We start from the raw sequence: 17,040 nt of genomic DNA, 5'->3' as shown, positions 1-17,040 counted from the left end.
CCTCGAGGTGGCTGATGGCCGGAGTCATCGCCGCCACGTGCGCGTTCGTGGCCCTCAACGTGGCGGCGCCGAAATTACTGGGGGACGCCACCGACGTCGTCGTCGCCGGGGCGGTCGGCGGAACCTTCAACCAGGCGGAGCTGGCTGCGCTGCTGGCCGTGGTGTCTGTCCTGTATCTGGGCGCCTCCGTCTTCAGCTGGGTCCAGGGATCCCTGACCGCTGTCGCCGTGCAGCGCCTGGGCTACGGACTGCGGGCCTCGGTGGAACGGAAACTGCACGTCCTGCCGTCCAGCCATTTTGACGAGCAGCGCCGCGGCGACGTGCTGAGCCGCGCCACGAACGACGTCGACAACGTCGCCCAGGCCCTCAACCAGCTCCTCAACCAGCTGATCATGTCCCTGCTGATGCTCACCGGGTCACTCGCCATGATGCTGTGGCTTTCTCCGGTGCTGGCCGTGATCGCGCTGGTCTCCGTCCCGGTCTCCACGCTCATCACTGTCCCCGTGGCCCGGAGATCCCAGGCCCATTTCACCGAACAGTGGGCGGGCACGGGCGAGCTGCACGCCCACTTTGAGGAGTCCGTCACCGGCCATGAGGTCCTCAAAGCCTTTGGCCGGCAGGAGGAAGCCGCGGCGGTCTTCAGGGACGGCAATGACAAGCTGTTTCGCGCCAGCGCCCGGGCGCAGTACGTCTCCGGCGTCGTCCAGCCCCTGATGGTGTTTGTGTCCAACCTCAACTACATCGCCGTCGCCGTCGTCGGGGCGCTCCAGGTGCTGGCCGGCGCCCTGACCATCGGCGGCCTCCAGGCGTTCATCCAGTTCAGTAGGCTCTTCAGCCAGCCGATGGCGCAGGTCGGCGGGATGCTGACCCTCGTGCAGTCCTGCCTCGTCTCGGCCGGGCGGGTCTTCGAGCTCCTGGATTCGCCCGAGATCGAGGCCGAGGACGCGCCGCGAGCGGCCGGGGAGCCGGCCCCGGCGGCGCCCGCCGGCTCCGGCAGGGTCGTCTTCGACCACGTCAGCTTCGGCTACAGCCCGGGTGCACCGGTGGTCCAGGACCTTTCCTTCACAGTGGAATCCGGTCAGACGGTGGCGATCGTGGGCAGCACCGGAGCCGGGAAGACCACGGTGGTAAACCTCCTGATGCGCTTTTACGACCCGGACTCCGGCCGGATCACGGTGGACGGCACGGACACCACCCACCAGTCCCGGGATGAACTGCGGGCCCGGATCGGCACCGTGCTGCAGGACACCTGGCTGTTCACCGGCAGCATCCGGGACAACATCGCGTACGGGCGACCGGACGCCGGCGACGACGAGATCGCCGCCGCGGCGCAGGCCAGCCACGTGGACCAGTTCGTCCGGGCCCTGCCCTGCGGGTACGCCACCGTGCCGGGCGACGACGGCGGCTCGCTCAGCCGCGGGCAGCGCCAGCTCATCTCCATCGCCCGGGCGCACCTGGCGGGCCGGAACATCCTGGTCCTGGACGAGGCCACCAGTTCCGTCGACAGCCGCACCGAAGCCCAGATCCGGCACGCCATGCGCGGGCTCCGGCAGGGCAGGACCAGCTTCGTCATCGCCCACCGCTTGTCCACTGTCCGCGACGCTGATCTAATTCTGGTCATGGACCACGGACGGATCGTTGAACAGGGGACCCATCAGCAGCTGATGGCCCAGGGCGGGCTTTACCTGCAAATGTACGAGGCGCAGTTCGCCCGCCGCGAACACCGCAACGACGCCCGGGAGCCGGGGGAGTGAGCGCCGCGGAAGCCTCGGCAAGGCCTTTTCCCGGCACCTGGCGGCCCAACCCGGGCAGCACCGTCCCGCTGTTCGAACAGCTCCGGCTCAATATCATCGAGCGCGCCGAGACGGGCAGCCTCGCCCCCGGGACCCGGCTCCCGGCCGTCCGGGCCCTCGCCGTCGAACTCGGCGTCGCACCGCACACGGTGGCCCGCGCCTACAAGGAACTTGAGGCCGCCGGCGTCGTGCTGACCCAGGGCCGGAACGGAACGGTGGTGTGCGCCAGGGACGAGGCCTGGAGCTCGCTGTCCGCCGCCGCCGCCGAATTCGCCGCCTCCGCCAAAGCCCGCGGAGCGAGCTTCGCGGAAGCCGTGCAGCTGCTCGCCGCAGCGTACGACCGGGAGTAGCGCCGGCTAACACACGGGGGCGCTTTTCCCGGCCCGGGACACAGTATGGAATATAGATTCGAAGAAGTTTTCGATTAGCATTGGTAGCGTGCCTAAAGCCGTAGCTGAAGATCCAGCCGTTGATGACCAGACCGCCGCAGTGGCGGAAAGCGCAGGCCCGAGCGACTCCGCAACACCGGGGCGGGCCCTCGATACCCGCCCCGCGGTGACGCGGCCCGACATGTCCCGCCTCGTGGTCAAAGGCGCCCGCGAGCACAACCTGCGCAATGTGGACCTGGACCTGCCGCGCGACTCGATGATCGTTTTCACCGGGCTCTCCGGCTCGGGAAAGTCGTCCCTGGCCTTCGACACGATCTTCGCGGAGGGACAGCGCCGGTACGTCGAATCGCTCTCCGCCTACGCCCGGCAGTTCCTCGGCCAGGTGGACAAGCCCGACGTCGACTTCATCGAGGGCCTCTCGCCCGCGGTGTCGATCGACCAGAAGTCCACCAGCAAGAACCCGCGCTCCACCGTGGGCACCATCACCGAGATCTACGACTACATGCGCCTCCTGTGGGCCCGCGTCGGCCGCCCGCACTGCCCCGTCTGCGGCGAGCCCGTCACCAAGCAGACCCCGCAGCAGATTGTCGACCAGCTGATGGAACTGCCGGAGGGCGCACGGTTCCAGGTCCTGGCCCCCGTGGTCCGCGGCCGCAAGGGCGAGTTCGTCGAACTGTTCAAGGAACTCACGGCCAAGGGCTACTCGCGTGCGCGGGTGGATGACAAGCTGATCCAGCTGAGCGATCCGCCCAAGCTGGGGAAGCAGTTCAAGCACACCATCGAGGTGGTGGTGGACCGCCTGGTGGTCAAGGACGGCATCAGCCAGCGCCTGACCGACTCGGTGGAGACCGCCCTGGGCCTTGCCGAGGGCCGCATCCTGGCCGAGTTCGTCGACCTCGACGCCGATGATCCGGAACGGATCCGCGCGTTCTCCGAGCACCTCGCTTGCCCCAACGAGCACCCCCTCGCGATCGACGAGATCGAGCCGCGCTCCTTCTCCTTCAACAACCCCTTCGGCGCCTGTTCCGCGTGCAGCGGCATCGGCACCAAGCTGGAGGTGGACGAGGAACTGATCATCCCGAACGGGGAGCTGTCCCTCGCGGAGGGCGCCATCGCGCCCTGGTCGCTCGGCACGGCGACCACCGAGTACTGGAACCGCCTGCTGGGCGGGCTCGCCAAGGAACTCGGGTTCTCGATGACAACCCCGTGGGACAAGCTCTCCCACGACGCCCGCCAGACCGTGCTGCACGGCAAGGACCACAAGGTCGTGGTGCAGTACCGGAACCGCTTCGGCCGGGAACGCAAATACAGCACCGGCTTCGAGGGTGTCATCCAGTACATCCACCGCAAGCACCTCGAAACGGATTCCGACTCGGCCCGGGACCGCTATGAGGAGTACATGCGGCAGATCCCGTGCCCGGCCTGCAACGGCGCACGCCTGAACCCGGCGTCGCTCTCGGTGCTGATCAACGGCAAGTCCATTGCCGAGGTCGCCGCCCTGCCGATGCGCGAATGCGCGGACTTCCTCGACAACCTGGTCCTCACCGGCCGTGAGGCCCACATCGCCCACCAGGTCCTCAAGGAGATCCAGGCCCGCCTGACCTTCCTGCTCGACGTCGGCCTTGAGTACCTGAACCTGGAACGCCCGTCCGGCACCCTGTCCGGCGGCGAGGCCCAGCGCATCCGGCTGGCCACCCAGATCGGCTCCGGCCTCGTGGGGGTGCTCTACGTCCTGGACGAACCGTCCATCGGCCTGCACCAGCGGGACAACCGCCGCCTGATCGAGACGCTCACCCGGCTGCGGGACCTCGGCAACACGCTGATCGTGGTCGAACACGACGAGGACACCATCCAGGAGGCGGACTGGGTGGTGGACATTGGACCGGGCGCCGGCGAACACGGCGGCATGGTGGTGCACTCCGGCTCCTACAAGGAACTGCTCGAGAACACCGGATCGCTCACCGGCGACTACCTGTCCGGCCGGAAACAGATCGCTGTCCCCAAGAAGCGCCGGAAGTACGACAAGAAGCGCGAGCTCAAGGTCATCGGCGCCAAGGAGAACAACCTCCTGAACGTGGACGCCGCCTTCCCGCTGGGCCTGCTGACCGCGGTGACCGGCGTCAGCGGCTCCGGCAAGTCCACCCTGGTCAACGAGATCCTGTACAAGGTCCTGGCCAACAAGCTCAACGGCGCCAAGCAGGTGGCCGGGCGGCACAAGTCGGTCCAGGGCCTGGAGCACCTGGACAAGGTGGTCCACGTCGACCAGAGCCCCATCGGCCGCACCCCGCGGTCCAACCCGGCCACCTACACGGGCGTCTTCGACAACATCCGCAAGCTCTTCGCCGAAACCACGGAGGCCAAGGTCCGCGGCTACCTCCCGGGCCGGTTCTCCTTCAACGTCAAGGGCGGCCGCTGCGAGGCCTGCTCCGGCGACGGCACGCTGAAGATCGAGATGAACTTCCTGCCCGACGTCTACGTGCCCTGCGAGGTGTGCCACGGCGCCCGGTACAACCGCGAGACGCTCGAGGTCCACTACAAGGGCAAGACCATCGCGGATGTCCTGAACATGCCGATCGAGGAAGGCGCGGAGTTCTTCGCGGCCTTCTCGCCGATCGCCCGGCACCTCCGGACCCTGGTGGACGTCGGACTCGGCTACGTCCGGCTGGGCCAGCCCGCCACCACGCTCTCCGGCGGCGAGGCGCAGCGGGTGAAGCTCGCGGCAGAGCTGCAGAAACGCTCGAACGGGCGCAGCATCTACGTCCTGGACGAGCCCACCACGGGCCTGCACTTCGAGGACATCCGCAAGCTGCTCCTGGTGCTCCAGGGCCTCGTGGACAAGGGCAACACCGTCATCACCATCGAGCACAACCTTGATGTCATCAAGAGCGCAGACTGGATCGTGGACCTGGGTCCCAACGGCGGGTCCGGCGGCGGCCGCGTCATCGCCACGGGAACGCCGGAACAGGTCGCCAAGTCGAAGGAAAGCCACACGGCGGCCTTCCTGGCCGAGATCCTCGCCTGAGCACCGCCGGTGCGGTGCCTGCACTGCAGGCACCGCACCGGCGTCGGCCGGCCGCTTCGGGGCGATATATTCCCGTGCCGGCATGCGAGTTTCTGGCATCCGCCTACTCGTGAGAAACTAGGCCGGTGACGCAAACAACAGTGCCCGTGATCTTCGACCTGGACGGCACTCTTGTCGATCCGGCCGGCGGGATTTCGGACGGAATCGCAGCGGCCCTCACCGAGCTCGGACTCGGCATCCCCGGCAAAGACCGGATGGATGCCATGATCGGCCCGAAACTCAGCCATTCGCTGACGGACATCGCCGGAGTCCCGGCAGCACAGCTCGACGAAGCCATCCGGATCTACCGCGCGCACTACCTCAGCACCGGCATAGGCCAAAGCCGGCTCTACCCGGGCATCCGGACCCTGCTGGAGTCCTTCGCCGACGCCGGCCGGCCGATCGCCGTGGCCACCCAGAAACCCGAAGGCATCGCCCGCACCGTCCTCGAGCACCACGGCATCGCCGCCCTGTTCCACACCATCCGCGGCTCGGCCGCGGATGAGGCTGCAGCAGCCAACGTGCCGTCCGGTAAAACCGAGATTGTGGCCGCTGCCCTGTCAGACCTCGCCTCCGTCCACGGGCTCGACACCCGGCACGCCGTGATGGTGGGGGACCGGGCGCAGGACGTGGCCGGAGCCGCGGCCAACGGCCTCGACTGCATCGGCGTGGCCTGGGGCTTCGCTCCGGACGGTGAGCTGCACGCCGCCGGAGCCGTGGAAATCGTGCACAGCAGCACGGCCCTCCACGAAACCATTGCCCGGCGGGACGCGGCACACGCCCGCACCGCAGACCCGGACCTGACCACGACGGCCCTGAACGAGGTGCACACCCATGGCAATGTTTGACGCAATCCGCTGGACCACGCGGGGCCTGGTCACCAGCACCTGCCGGCCCACGGTCATCGGACTCGAGAACGTGCCCAAGGAGGGCCCGTTCATTGTGGCGCCCAACCATTTGTCCTTCCTGGACAGCGTGATCGTCCAGGCCCTGATGCCCCGCCCGGTCGCGTTTTTCGCCAAAGCCGAATACTTCACCACCGGCGGAGTCAAGGGCAAGGTGATGAAGTCGTTCTTCGAGGCGGTGGGCTCCATTCCGGTGGAACGCGGTGAACAGGCCGCCAGCGTCCAGGCCCTCAAGACCCTGCTGGAAATCCTCGACTCCGGCCGGGGCGTCGGGATCTATCCGGAGGGCACCCGCTCCCGTGACGGCATCCTGTACCGCGGCCGCACCGGAGTGGGGTGGCTGGCGCTGACCACCGGCGCCCCCGTGATCCCGGTCGGCCTGATCGGGACCGGGAACCTGCAGCCCGCGGACAGCAAATCGGTCAAACCGCAGCACTTCACCATGAAGGTCGGCGAGCCGCTGTACTTCGACAAGACCGGCCCGGACCACTCCCTGCCCGCGCGCCGCCAGGCCACGGACCGCATCATGGACGCCATCGCCGAACTCAGCGGCCAGGAGCGCTCCACCAGCTACAACCAGAGCAAGGCCACCGACTAGACGGGCTGCGGGCGGGCGCGGGCCGCGGCCGGGAACCTCGGCCCGCGGCTTAACCGTCCCGGGCACGTCCGGGCCCTCAGTAGACTTGAACTGTGGCAGATCCAGCGAGTTACCGACCCCAGACGGGTGAAATTCCGACCAATCCGGGCGTGTACCGCTTCCGCGACCCGCACGGCCGGGTCATCTACGTCGGCAAAGCCAAGAACCTCCGGTCCCGGCTGAACTCCTACTTCGCCAACCCGGCCGGACTGCTGCCCAAGACCTACGCCATGGTCCATACGGCCAGCAGCGTCGAGTGGACCGTGGTCGGCAGCGAGCTCGAATCGCTGCAGCTTGAATACACCTGGATCAAGGAATTCAAGCCCCGCTTCAATGTGATGTTCCGGGACGACAAGAGCTACCCCTACCTCGCCGTCTCGATGGGGGAGAAGTACCCGCGGGTCCAGGTGCTGCGCGGTGAACGGCGCAAGGGCACCCGCTACTTCGGCCCGTACACGGCCGGGGCCATCCGGGACACCATGGACACGCTCCTGCGCGTGTTCCCGGTCCGCAGCTGCAGCTCCGGTGTCCTGAAGCGCGCCGAGGCCAGCGGCCGTCCGTGCCTGCTCGGCTACATCGACAAGTGCGCGGCGCCATGCGTGGGGCGCATCTCGGCCGAGGACCACCGCGCCCTGGCCGAGGACTTCTGCAGCTTCATGGGCGGGGAAGCCAAGCCGTTCGTCACCCGGCTGGAGAAGGACATGGCCGCCGCCGTAGCGGAACTCGACTACGAGCGGGCCGCGCGGATCCGGGACGACATTGTCGCGCTCAAGAAGGTCTTTGAACGCAACGCCGTGGTCCTCGCCGAGGGCACGGACGCGGACGTCTTCGCCCTGCACGAGGACGAACTCGAAGCCGCAGTGCAGGTCTTCCACGTCCGCGGCGGCCGCATCCGCGGCCAGCGCGGCTGGGTGGTCGAAAAGGTCGAGGACACCACCACCCCCGACCTCGTGGAGCACCTGCTCCAGCAGGTCTACGGCGAGGAGGCAGGGCTGCAGGGAAGGCTGCCCCGCGAGGTCCTGGTCCCGGTGGAACCCAGCAACGACGCCGAGCTGGCGCAGTGGCTCAGCGGACTCCGGGGCGCCCGGGTGGACATCCGGGTGCCCCGGCGCGGCGACAAGGCCACCCTGCTGTCCACGGTCCGGGACAACGCCGAGCACGCGCTGAAACTCCACAAGTCCCGGCGCGCCGGGGACCTGACCATGAGGTCGCAGGCGCTCCAGGAACTGCAGGAAGCGCTGGAGCTGCCCGTCGCGCTGCTGCGGATCGAGTGCTTCGACATCTCCCACGTCCAGGGCACCAACGTCGTCGGCTCCATGGTGGTGGTGGAGGACGGCCTGCCCAAGAAGTCGGATTACCGGAAGTTTTCCGTCACCGGCGCCGCCGCCACGGACGACACCGCGGCCATGCACGACGTGCTGACCCGCCGGTTCCGGAATTACCTGCAGGAGCAGGCCGTCCAGGCCGACGCCGCGCGGCAGCCGGGCCATCAGGCCATGCTCACCGCCGCAGCGGACGCGGCGGTGGCCGGGCCGCCATCCGCCGCCGCGGACACCATGCTCGCCGACACCACCACCCCTGTCCCGCGGGCCAAGTTCGCCTACCCGCCCAACCTGGTGGTGGTCGACGGCGGCAAGCCCCAGGTCAACGCGGCGGCCCGCGCCCTCGCCGAGCTGGGCATCGACGACGTCTACGTCGTGGGGCTCGCGAAGCGCCTTGAGGAAGTCTGGCTGCCCGACAGCGACTTCCCCGTCATCCTGCCGCGCGCCTCCGCCGGGCTGTACCTGCTGCAGCGCATCCGCGACGAAGCCCACCGCTTTGCGATCTCCTTCCACCGGCAGAAACGCGGCAAGGCCATGACCGTCTCGGCGCTGGACGGGGTCCCCGGCCTGGGCGACTCCAAGCGCAAGGCCCTGCTGGCCGAGTTCGGCTCGGTCAAGAGCATCAGGGCCGCCACCGCCGAGGAACTCACCGGAGCGAAAGGGATCGGCCCGTCGCTGGCCGCGGCGATCGTCCGGCACTTCAGCGACGACGCCAACACGGCCGCCGTTCCCGCCATCAACATGACCACCGGCGAAGTCCTGGAGACTTAGCTAGCACCGGGAAACTTAGCTAGGGTAAGGACTGGGTAACGGCCGGGGCACGGGTGTCCGCGCCGCGGCCGCCAGCGGGACCAGCACGGCAGCACAGCACAGCAGCACAACAGCACAGCAGCACAACAGCACAGCAGAACGGGGCTTCACTGATGGCAGAGTCGACGGCAGGATCCGGGACGGAACCGGACGGCATGACGCCGGTCAAACCCGTTGAGGCCGAACTGCTGGTGGTGACGGGCATGTCCGGAGCCGGCCGGAGCACCGCAGCCGACGCCCTGGAGGACCACGGCTGGTACGTCGTGGAAAACCTCCCGCCGCAGATGCTGGGCACACTCGCGGAGATCGTGTCCCACGCCCCGGGGTCCATCTCCAAGCTCGCCGTGGTGATGGACGTCCGCAGCAAGGAGCTCTTCGCCGACATCCGCACCGCCCTCCGCAACCTCGAAACCAGCGGGGTTGGCTTCCGGGTCCTGTTCCTGGACGCGAACGACGACGTCCTGGTCCGCCGTTTCGAACAGGGCCGGCGGCCCCACCCGCTGCAGGGCGGCGGCCGGATCCTGGACGGCATCGCCGCAGAGCGGGAGCTGCTGCACGAGCTCCGGACCTCCGCCGACATCGTCCTGGACACGTCCGCGCTGAACGTCCACGGCCTTGCCACGGCGATCACCGAACTGTTCAGCGAGACCGGCCCTGTGGCCCTCCGCCTGAACGTGATGAGCTTCGGCTTCAAGTACGGCCTCCCCGTCGATGCGAACTTCGTCGCCGACGCGCGGTTCATCCCCAACCCGCACTGGGTGCCTGCGCTCCGGCCGCACACCGGCCTGGACAAGGACGTCAGCGACTACGTGCTGGAAGCGCAGGGCGTCAGCAACTTCGTGGAACGCTACGTCCTGGCCCTCGAACCGGTCCTGGACGGGTACCGCCGGGAAAACAAGCACTACGCAACCATTGCCGTGGGCTGCACCGGCGGCAAGCACCGCTCCGTCGCGGTCGCCGTCGAGCTGTCCCGCCGGCTGGCGCAGTACCCCCGCGTGACTGTGACCACCACCCACCGGGATCTGGGCCGCGAGTAATGGCGCTGCTGACCGGGCCCCTGCCGCTCGTCCCCGCGGCCAGTTCGTCCTTCGCCAGCCAGCAGGACAAGGGGCCGTCCGTCGTCGCGCTCGGCGGCGGGCACGGGCTCGCCGCCTCCCTGTCCGCCCTGCGCCTGCTCACGTCGGAGCTGACCGCCATCGTGACGGTCGCTGACGACGGCGGCTCGTCCGGAAGGCTGCGCGAGGAGTACGGCGTCCTGCCGCCCGGCGACCTCCGGATGGCGCTCTCCGCTCTCTGCGACGATACGGACTGGGGCCGCACCTGGCGCGACGTGATGCAGCACCGGTTCGCTCCCGGCAAGGGCCCCGGCGGTTCGCTGGACGAGCACGCCATGGGCAACCTGCTGATCGTGACGCTGTGGGAACTGCTCGGCGACACCGTCGCCGGCCTCAAATGGGCCGGCGCGCTGCTCGGCGCCCGCGGCGAAGTCCTGCCGATGTCCAGCGTCCCGCTGACCATCGAGGGCCAGGCCCGCGTGACGGCGCCGGACGGGAGCACGGCGCTCCAGAGAATCACCGGGCAGGCAAAGTGCGCCGTCGCCGGCTCGCTGGAGCACGTCCGGCTCCTGCCGGACAACGCCCCCGCCTGCATCGAGGCGCTCACCGCGATTGAACTCGCCGACTGGGTCATCCTGGGCCCCGGCTCCTGGTACACGTCCGTGCTTCCGCACCTCCTGCTGCCCGAAATGCGCGAGGCGCTCTGCAGCACGGCCGCCCGGCGCTGCCTCACCATGAACCTCGCCACAGACACCAAGGAAACCCTCGGGATGACCGCCGCGGACCACCTGCGGGTCCTCCGGGAGTATGCGCCGGACTTCACGATCGACGTCGTCCTGGCCGATCCGGCCTCCGTGGCCGACCGCGCCGACTTCGAACAGGCGGCCGGGATGCTCGGTGCCGAGGTGGTGTTGGGTAAAGTGGGGGCGTCGAACCGCCGGCCGATCCACGACCCGCTGCGTCTGGCAACGGCGTACCACGACATTTTCGGGAACAGGTAGGAAAGGTGCCATGGCACTGACAGCATCAGTCAAGGAAGAACTTTCCCGGCTGGACATCAAGAAGTCCTCGGTCCGCAAGGCTGAAGTGTCCGCCATGCTCCGGTTCGCCGGGGGACTCCACATCATCTCGGGCAGGATCGTGATCGAGGCCGAAGTGGACCTCGCCTCGACCGCGCGGCGTCTCCGCGCCGCCATCGCCGAGGTCTACGGGCACCAGAGCGAAATCATCGTCGTCTCCGGCGGCGGCCTGCGCCGCGGCAGCCGCTACGTGGTCCGCGTGGTGCGCGACGGCGAAGCCCTCGCCCGCCAGACCGGCCTGCTGGACGCCCGCGGCCGGCCCGTCCGCGGCCTGCCCTCAGTGGTGGTGAACGGGTCCGCCGCCGACGCCGAGGCTGTCTGGCGCGGCGCGTTCCTGGCCCACGGTTCCCTCACGGAACCCGGACGGTCCTCCGCTATGGAGGTCACCTGCCCCGGCCCCGAGTCCGCGCTGGCCCTGGTCGGCGCCGCCCGCCGGCTGGGAATCCAGGCCAAGGCCCGCGAGGTCAGGGGAGTGGACCGTGTGGTCATCCGCGACGGCGATACGATCGCCGCGCTCCTGACCCGGATGGGCGCCCACGACGCGCTGATGGTGTGGGAAGAGCGGCGGATGCGCAAGGAGGTCCGCGCCACCGCGAACCGGCTGGCCAACTTCGACGACGCCAACCTGCGCCGGTCGGCACAGGCTGCCGTGGCCGCCGGCGCCCGCGTGGACCGTGCCCTGGAAATCCTGGGGGACGACGTCCCGGACCACCTCAAGTACGCCGGGGAACTCCGCGTGGCGCACAAACAGGCCAGCCTGGACGAACTGGGCCGCCTGGCCGACCCCGTCATGACCAAGGACGCCATCGCCGGCCGGATCCGCCGGCTCCTGGCGATGGCGGACAAGCGCGCCCAGGACCTTGGCATTCCCGGCACGGAAGCCAATGTGACACCTGAAATGCTGGACGAGTAGCCTTCCCCGAAGGAACACCGGCAGAATCGGATCGGACCGGTGGGAATACCTTGGGGGGAGCGGAGGCTATGCCCACTGGATCCCGATCCACAGACTTCCGGATGCCAGCCATCCGGATGCACAACCGAGAGTTACCAACACGGACAACCTGTCCACGACATTGGAGGACTTTGTGACCGAATACGTACTGCCAGAACTCAGCTATGACTACGCAGCGCTGGAGCCGCACATTTCCGCGCGCATCATGGAGCTGCACCACAGCAAGCACCACGCCGCCTACGTGACCGGCGCCAACAACGCCCTGGCCCAGCTGGCCGAGGCGCGCGAGAAGGGCGACTTCGCCAACATCAACCGCCTCTCCAAGGACCTCGCGTTCCACACCGGCGGCCACATCAACCACTCCGTGTTCTGGAACAACCTGTCCCCGGACGGCGGCGACAAGCCCGAGGGTGAGCTGGCAGCCGCCATCGACGACGCCTTCGGCTCCTTCGACGCGTTCCGCGCCCAGTTCAGCGCCGCCGCACTGGGCCTGCAGGGCTCCGGCTGGGGCTTCCTGGCCTACGAGCCCATCGGCGGGAACCTGGTCATCGAGCAGCTCTACGACCAGCAGGGCAACGTCGCGCTGGGCACCACCCCGCTGCTGATGCTGGACATGTGGGAGCACGCGTTCTACCTGGACTACGTCAACGTCAAGGCTGACTACGTCAAGGCATTCTGGAACATCGTGAACTGGGCCGACGTCGCCAAGCGCTTCGACGCCGCCCGCAAGAACGCCACCGGCCTCATCACGCTTTAGGCCACGTCCGGGGCACCGGGCACCGGGCCATCGGGGCAGCTGCAGTTGGGCCGCAGTTAACCTGCACGTAACAAAGCTCACATTTGCCGCCGTCAGGCTCGAATAGTGGACGGACTGCCCCCGCACTTGCGGGGGCAGTCCAACTTAAACGTAAGATAGGTCACGGAAGGCGGTTAGCCTTCAGCAATGAGGCTGGTCGCCCTCCGATCTGTAAATCATCTCTGCCCAATGGCGTGCGGGATCTGTTAGTTGGCTTGAGCGCCTTCTCAACTAGTCGTGCTCGCAGGAGCACCAAGGAGACTGAAAACGTGACCACCCGTATTGGTATCAACGGCTTCGGCCGTATCGGCCGCAACTACTTCCGCGCCGCACTCGCCCAGGGGGCCGACCTCGAGATCGTCGCCGTAAACGACCTCACCAGCCCGGAAGCCCTGGCCCACCTCTTCAAGTACGACTCCGTGGGCGGGCGCCTGCAGGAGAAGATCGAGGTCAAGGACGGCAACATCGTCGTCGACGGCAAGACCATCAAGGTCCTCGCCGAGCGCGACCCGGCCAAGCTGCCCTGGGGCGAGCTGGGCGTCGACATCGTCATCGAATCCACCGGCTTCTTCACCAAGGCCGCCGATGCGCAGAAGCACATCGACGCCGGTGCCAAGAAGGTCCTGATCTCCGCTCCGGCCTCGGACGAGGACATCACGATCGTGATGGGCGTCAACGACGGCCTCTACGACCCGGCGGCGCACCACATCATCTCCAACGCCTCCTGCACCACCAACTGCCTCGGCCCGCTGGCCAAGGTGGTCAACGACGCTTTCGGCATCGAGCGCGGCCTGATGACCACGGTCCACGCCTACACCGCCGACCAGAACCTGCAGGACGGCCCGCACAAGGACCTCCGCCGCGCCCGCGCCGCCGCCATCAACATGGTGCCCACCTCCACGGGTGCCGCGAAGGCCATCGGCCTGGTCCTGCCGGAACTCAAGGGCAAGCTCGACGGCTACGCCATCCGCGTACCGGTGCCCACCGGCTCCGCCACGGACCTCACCGTCACCGTCTCCCGCGAGACCACCGTCGAGGAAGTCAACGCCGCCCTCAAGGCAGCCTCCGAGACTCCCGAGCTCAAGGGCCTCCTGACCTACACGGACGAGCCGATCGTGTCCTCGGACATCGTCGGGGACCCGGCGTCGTCCATCTTCGACTCCGGCCTGACCAAGGTGATCGGCAACCAGGTCAAGGTTGTTTCCTGGTATGACAACGAATGGGGCTACTCGAACCGCCTCGTCGACCTCACGGAGCTCGTCGCAGCCAAGCTGGGCTAGGGTAAGACACATGACATTCCACACCCTCAACGAACTGATCGCTGATGGTGTCCGCGGGCGGTACGTTCTGGTCAGAAGTGACCTGAACGTGCCGCTCGACGGCTCTACAGTGACTGACGACGGCCGCATCAAGGCCTCCCTGCCAGTGCTGTCGAAGCTCACGGACGCCGGTGCCCGCGTGCTGGTGACAGCACACCTTGGCCGCCCCAAGGGCGCACCAGAGGACAAGTACTCGCTCAAGCCCGCCGTGGCGCGGCTCGCCGAGCTGGCCTCCTTCAAGGTTTCCCTGGCCGATGACACCGTCGGCGGGGCCGCGGTCGCGGCCGCCGGCGCGCTGCAGGACGGCGAAGCCCTGGTCCTGGAGAACGTGCGCTTCGACGCCCGGGAGACGTCCAAGGACGACGCCGAACGCGGCGCGTTCGCCGACGAACTCGTGGCCCTGACCGGTGACAACGGCGCTTTCGTGGATGACGCCTTCGGCGCTGTGCACCGCAAGCACGCCACCGTGTACGACGTCGCCCGGCGGCTGCCGTCCTACCAGGGCGACCTGGTGCGCACCGAAGTCGAAGTGCTGCGCAAGCTCACCACCGACACGCAGCGGCCGTACGTTGTGGTCCTCGGCGGATCCAAGGTCTCGGACAAGCTCGCGGTCATCGACAACCTGATCGGCAAAGCCGACACGATCCTGGTCGGCGGCGGCATGCTGTTCACCTTCCTCGCGGCCGCAGGCCACAAGGTCGGCGGAAGCCTGCTCGAGGAGGACCAGATCCCCGTCGTCCAGGACTACTTGAAGCGCGCCGCCGAGGCCGGAACCGAGTTCGTGGTTCCCACCGACGTCGTCGTGGCTGCCAAGTTCGCCGCCGACGCCGACCATGAGACGGTGCGCGCCGACGCGATCGAGGACAGCAGCTTTGGTGCCGGGGGCATCGGCCTGGACATCGGACCGGAAACGTCCAAGGCCTTCGCCGACCGGATAGCGGGTGCCAAGACCGTGTTCTGGAACGGGCCCATGGGCGTCTTCGAGTTCCCGGCCTTCGCCGCCGGCACCCGGGCCGTCGCCCAGGCACTGACCGAAACCGGCGCGTTCACCGTGGTGGGCGGCGGCGACTCCGCTGCGGCGGTCCGGACCCTCGGCTTCGCCGATGAGGCGTTCGGGCACATCTCCACCGGCGGCGGCGCCAGCCTCGAGTACCTCGAAGGCAAGGACCTTCCCGGCCTCAGCGTCCTGGACCGATAGAACCTCCAGCCGGCAGGGCGCATCTTCCCGGAACGGGGCGCCCTGCCGGCTGTTCCACTGCTACGACCTTTTGGAGACCACGTGACTACGTCAACCAACGGCACCTTCGACCGCACGCCTTTCATTGCAGGCAACTGGAAGATGAACATGGACCACGTCCAGGGCATCACCCTCCTGCAGAAACTCGCGTGGACCCTGTCCGACGCCAAGCACGATTACAGCCGGGCCGAGGTCGCCGTCTTCCCGCCGTTCACCGACCTCCGCGGCGTGCAGACCCTGGTCCAGGGCGACGAACTAAAGATCGTCTACGGCGGCCAGGACCTCTCCCCGAACGACTCCGGCGCCTACACGGGCGACATCTCCGGGCAGTTCCTCGCCAAGCTGGGCTGCAGCTACGTCCTGGTCGGCCACAGCGAACGCCGCACCATCCACCACGAGACCGACGACGTGCTGAACGCCAAGACCAAGGCGGCCTTCCGGCACGGCATCACCCCCGTGCTCTGCGTCGGTGAAGGGCTGGAGATCCGCCAGGCGGGCACGCACGTGGACCACACCCTCGCCCAGCTGCGTGCCGGCGTCGAGGGACTGACTCCCGAGCAGGCCGCCGAGCTGGTGGTCGCCTATGAGCCGGTGTGGGCCATCGGGACGGGCGAGGTCGCGGGACCCGAGGACGCGCAGGAAATGTGCGCCGCCATCCGCGCCGAGCTGGCCACCCTCTTCGGCGCGGACGTCGCCGGCAAGACCCGCCTCCTCTACGGCGGCTCGGTCAAGGCCAACAACGCCGCCGCCATCCTCAAGGAACGCGACGTGGACGGACTGCTGGTCGGCGGTGCCAGCCTGGACGCCGCCGAGTTTGCTAATATTGTCAGGTTCGAGAGTCACCTGCTGACGGATTAGTCCGGACACCGTCGTGGCCCCCGCAATCCCCATCTTCTGAAAGGCCGTCGTGGACGTTCTTCATGTCATCCTGCAGGTCCTCCTGGGCATCACCAGCCTCCTGCTGACCCTGCTCATCCTGCTCCACAAGGGCCGTGGCGGCGGTCTGTCCGACATGTTCGGCGGCGGCATGAGTTCCGGGCTGAGCTCCTCCGGCGTGGCCGAGCGGAACCTGAACCGCTTCACGATCATCCTCGGCATCACCTGGGGCATTGTCATTGTTGGACTCGGCCTGATGATGCGGTTCACCGGCGGCGGCGACTCCTAACCGGCTCCCGGCACAATTTCATAGGGGTCCTAGGACCCTCCCCGGCATCGGGAACTTCGACCTACACTGTGGCTGACTGCATGCGCTTTCCGTCCGCCAAGTAGCCAGGAGTTCCCGATGCTGCATTCTGCCTCCGGTTTCCGGGGCATCCGTGTAGGAGCCACCGAAGGGGCCGCGCCGCGCCACGAGCCGCTCGACGGCGCCGCTGTCCGCTCGCCCCGCATCCGCGTCACCTACCAGTGCGCCAAGGGCCATGAGACGCCGCTGGTCTTCGCCCAGCTGCCCGACGAGCAGATCCCCGGGGTCTGGGACTGCCGGCGCTGCGGCGGGACCGCCACCCGGGACGAGGCGCAGTTCGCTCTCGAGGAAGCCCCCGTGGAAGGGTTCAAGAGCCACCTGGAATACGTTAAAGAGCGGCGCTCCAGCCAGGACGCCGAAGACGTGCTGGCCGGAGCGCTTGAGAGGCTTCGGTCCCGGCGCGGTGCCCCGCCGGCCTAGCCGGGGTCAGCGCGGGAGCGCC

15 protein-coding genes are annotated in these 17,040 nt (G+C 68.1%); all 15 read left to right on the top strand.

All coding sequences use genetic code 11. The features are described from left to right. The first annotated feature begins 14 nt into the window (after positions 1 to 14). The 15 genes from ACTWQD_RS11360 to ACTWQD_RS11290 all read left to right on the top strand — a co-directional run bounded on the left by ACTWQD_RS11360 (position 15) and on the right by ACTWQD_RS11290 (position 17,018). Positions 15 to 1,754 (top strand): ABC transporter ATP-binding protein, encoded by a 1,740-nt coding sequence (locus ACTWQD_RS11360; protein ID WP_443196414.1) that lies wholly within the window; start codon positions 15 to 17, stop codon positions 1,752 to 1,754. Then, the gene (locus ACTWQD_RS11355) at positions 1,751 to 2,143 is read left to right on the top strand and encodes a GntR family transcriptional regulator (RefSeq protein WP_443196233.1); all 393 of its coding nucleotides are present in this window, start codon (positions 1,751 to 1,753) and stop codon (positions 2,141 to 2,143) included. The genes ACTWQD_RS11360 and ACTWQD_RS11355 overlap by 4 nt, the downstream gene beginning before the upstream one ends. 88 nt (positions 2,144 to 2,231) lie before the next feature. Next, a complete protein-coding gene (gene uvrA, locus ACTWQD_RS11350; RefSeq protein WP_443196232.1) occupies positions 2,232 to 5,204 on the top strand; it encodes an excinuclease ABC subunit UvrA in 2,973 nt (990 codons plus the stop codon). 125 nt (positions 5,205 to 5,329) lie between these two features. Further along, entirely contained in the window at positions 5,330 to 6,091 is a 762-nt protein-coding gene (locus ACTWQD_RS11345; RefSeq protein WP_443196231.1) for an HAD hydrolase-like protein, read from the top strand. Then, the gene (locus tag ACTWQD_RS11340; protein ID WP_443196230.1) at positions 6,078 to 6,746 is read left to right on the top strand and encodes a lysophospholipid acyltransferase family protein; all 669 of its coding nucleotides are present in this window, start codon (positions 6,078 to 6,080) and stop codon (positions 6,744 to 6,746) included. The genes ACTWQD_RS11345 and ACTWQD_RS11340 overlap by 14 nt, the downstream gene beginning before the upstream one ends. A gap of 92 nt (positions 6,747 to 6,838) precedes the next feature. Beyond that, on the top strand, positions 6,839 to 8,878 hold the full coding sequence (gene uvrC, locus ACTWQD_RS11335) for an excinuclease ABC subunit UvrC (protein ID WP_443196229.1): 2,040 nt from the start codon (positions 6,839 to 6,841) through the stop codon (positions 8,876 to 8,878). 152 nt (positions 8,879 to 9,030) lie between these two features. Continuing rightward, positions 9,031 to 9,954, top strand: coding sequence for an RNase adapter RapZ (gene rapZ / locus ACTWQD_RS11330; protein WP_443196228.1), 924 nt, complete (start codon positions 9,031 to 9,033; stop codon positions 9,952 to 9,954). Next, positions 9,954 to 10,973 carry a gluconeogenesis factor YvcK family protein gene (locus ACTWQD_RS11325; protein WP_443196227.1) on the top strand — a complete coding sequence of 340 codons (1,020 nt, stop codon included), beginning with the start codon at positions 9,954 to 9,956 and terminating at the stop codon, positions 10,971 to 10,973. Before rapZ ends, ACTWQD_RS11325 begins: the two co-directional genes overlap by 1 nt. Before the next feature lie 10 nt (positions 10,974 to 10,983). Further along, a complete protein-coding gene (gene whiA, locus ACTWQD_RS11320; protein WP_066438143.1) occupies positions 10,984 to 11,964 on the top strand; it encodes a DNA-binding protein WhiA in 981 nt (326 codons plus the stop codon). Between the two features lie 172 nt (positions 11,965 to 12,136). Further along, on the top strand, positions 12,137 to 12,760 hold the full coding sequence (locus ACTWQD_RS11315) for a superoxide dismutase (RefSeq protein ID WP_066438139.1): 624 nt from the start codon (positions 12,137 to 12,139) through the stop codon (positions 12,758 to 12,760). Between the two features lie 308 nt (positions 12,761 to 13,068). Continuing rightward, positions 13,069 to 14,079 carry a type I glyceraldehyde-3-phosphate dehydrogenase gene (gene gap, locus ACTWQD_RS11310; RefSeq protein ID WP_066438138.1) on the top strand — a complete coding sequence of 337 codons (1,011 nt, stop codon included), beginning with the start codon at positions 13,069 to 13,071 and terminating at the stop codon, positions 14,077 to 14,079. Between the two features lie 10 nt (positions 14,080 to 14,089). Then, complete coding sequence (locus tag ACTWQD_RS11305; RefSeq protein WP_443196226.1) at positions 14,090 to 15,316, top strand: phosphoglycerate kinase; 1,227 nt, start codon at positions 14,090 to 14,092, stop codon at positions 15,314 to 15,316. An 81-nt stretch (positions 15,317 to 15,397) separates the two neighbouring features. Further along, positions 15,398 to 16,213 carry a triose-phosphate isomerase gene (tpiA, locus tag ACTWQD_RS11300; protein ID WP_443196225.1) on the top strand — a complete coding sequence of 272 codons (816 nt, stop codon included), beginning with the start codon at positions 15,398 to 15,400 and terminating at the stop codon, positions 16,211 to 16,213. 49 nt (positions 16,214 to 16,262) lie between these two features. Next, a complete protein-coding gene (gene secG / locus ACTWQD_RS11295; RefSeq protein ID WP_443196224.1) occupies positions 16,263 to 16,520 on the top strand; it encodes a preprotein translocase subunit SecG in 258 nt (85 codons plus the stop codon). Positions 16,521 to 16,637: 117 nt separating this feature from the next. Next, complete coding sequence (locus tag ACTWQD_RS11290; protein WP_443196223.1) at positions 16,638 to 17,018, top strand: RNA polymerase-binding protein RbpA; 381 nt, start codon at positions 16,638 to 16,640, stop codon at positions 17,016 to 17,018. Positions 17,019 to 17,040: the final 22 nt, after the last annotated feature.

The organism is Pseudarthrobacter sp. 1C304, assembly GCF_052245515.1.
Classification (GTDB): domain Bacteria; phylum Actinomycetota; class Actinomycetes; order Actinomycetales; family Micrococcaceae; genus Arthrobacter.
Note: the sequence above shows the minus strand (reverse complement) of the source record. Positions and strands in the feature narration are given on the sequence as shown.